This is a genomic window from Microbacterium sp. K41, from assembly GCF_004794395.1.
Classification (GTDB): domain Bacteria; phylum Actinomycetota; class Actinomycetes; order Actinomycetales; family Microbacteriaceae; genus Microbacterium; species Microbacterium sufflavum.
The window spans coordinates 1-288 of sequence record NZ_SSDO01000151.1 but is presented as its reverse complement, the minus strand read 5'-3'; the positions used below and the strand labels follow the sequence as shown (position 1 = coordinate 288).

Below are 288 nucleotides of genomic sequence, written 5' to 3'. Positions count from 1 at the left end.
CCGCCGCGCTCGACCGTGCCCGCCGCGCGCTCGACGGGAGCGCGACATGACGGCCTGGGGCGCGGTGCGCGACGCCGTACGACCCGAGCGCATCGGCGAGGTCACCCGAGTGCGCGGGCTCAGCGTGCACGTGCGCGGACTCGACGGCGCGGTGGGTGACGTCGTGACGCTCGACGGCATCGACGCCGAGGTCGTGGCCACGGGTGAGGACGGGCTGCGGTGCATGCCGCTCGCCCCGGTCGCCGGGCTCACCGTCGGCGCGCCCGTCCGCGGCAGCGGCGGTCCGGT

The 288-nt window shown here is 78.1% G+C and carries 1 pseudogene; it reads left to right on the top strand.

Annotation, left to right across the window (positions count from 1 at the left end):
- Positions 1 to 46: 46 nt before the first annotated feature.
- Positions 47 to 288 (top strand): annotated as a pseudogene (locus DW309_RS03440) (EscN/YscN/HrcN family type III secretion system ATPase); the annotation flags it as partial.